Origin of the sequence: Pseudoalteromonas sp. TB51, assembly GCF_000498055.1 — a bacterium.
Lineage (GTDB): Bacteria > Pseudomonadota > Gammaproteobacteria > Enterobacterales > Alteromonadaceae > Pseudoalteromonas > Pseudoalteromonas atlantica.
Map to the genome: position 1 here is coordinate 1 of NZ_AUTO01000046.1, position 1,499 is coordinate 1,499.

General features: G+C 50.0%; 1 rRNA gene. It reads right to left on the reverse strand.

From position 1 onward, the window contains the following. Nucleotides 1–182: 182 nt before the first annotated feature. Nucleotides 183–1,499, reverse strand: a 23S ribosomal RNA gene (locus L650_RS0101325); the annotation flags it as partial.

Below are 1,499 nucleotides of genomic sequence, written 5' to 3' on the forward strand. Positions count from 1 at the left end.
AATGACAAGCACGTAGTGCTTCTTTTTCCTTTCCGCAAGGTGCCTCAATGTTAACGCTACGCGCTAAGAGTCACCTCATAAATTTGGAAAATTCTGATAATATTTTTTAAGTCTAAGTATTTATCTACTTTAGCTATTAACTTCTGTCGCTTGTTTCTGTCACAAAACGCGTTTGGCGTTGTATGGTTAAGCCTCACGGGTAATTAGTACAAGTTAGCTTAATGGCTCACACCACTTCCACATCTTGCCTATCAACGTTGTAGTCTTCAACGGCCCTTCAGAGACTTTAAAAGTCTAGTGAGAAATCATCTCGAGGCCTGCTTCGCGCTTAGATGCTTTCAGCGCTTATCAGTTCCGAACGTAGCTACCGGGCAATGCCATTGGCATGACAACCCGAACACCAGCGGTTCGTTCACTCCGGTCCTCTCGTACTAGGAGCAACCCCTCTCAATTCTCAAACGCCCACGGCAGATAGGGACCGAACTGTCTCACGACGTTCTAAACCCAGCTCGCGTACCACTTTAAATGGCGAACAGCCATACCCTTGGGACCGACTTCAGCCCCAGGATGTGATGAGCCGACATCGAGGTGCCAAACACCGCCGTCGATATGAACTCTTGGGCGGTATCAGCCTGTTATCCCCGGAGTACCTTTTATCCGTTGAGCGATGGCCCTTCCATTCAGAACCACCGGATCACTATGACCTACTTTCGTACCTGCTCGACGTGTCTGTCTCGCAGTTAAGCTGGCTTCTACCATTACACTAACCGTACGATGTCCGACCGTACTTAGCCAACCTTCGTGCTCCTCCGTTACTCTTTGGGAGGAGACCGCCCCAGTCAAACTACCCACCAGGCACTGTCCGTAACCCCGATTCAGGGGCCAACGTTAGAACATCAAAACTACAAGGGTGGTATTTCAAGGACGACTCCACAACAACTAGCGTCGCTGCTTCAAAGTCTCCCACCTATCCTACACATGTAGGTTCAATGTTCAGTGCCAAGCTGTAGTAAAGGTTCACGGGGTCTTTCCGTCTAGCCGCGGGTACACAGCATCTTCACTGCGATTTCAATTTCACTGAGTCTCGGGTGGAGACAGCGTGGCCATGGTTACACCATTCGTGCAGGTCGGAACTTACCCGACAAGGAATTTCGCTACCTTAGGACCGTTATAGTTACGGCCGCCGTTTACCGGGGCTTCGATCAAGAGCTTCGTCCGAAAACTAACCCCATCAATTAACCTTCCGGCACCGGGCAGGTGTCACACCGTATACGTCATCTTGCGATTTTGCACAGTGCTGTGTTTTTAATAAACAGTCCCAGCCACCTGGTCACTGCGGCTCCCGTCCGCTTAGAGAGCAAGTCTCATCACAGATAGGAGCGTACCTTCTCCCGAAGTTACGGTACGATTTTGCCTAGTTCCTTCACCCGAGTTCTCTCAAGCGCCTTAGTATTCTCTACCTGACCACCTGTGTCGGTTTGGGGTACGATTCGGTATAA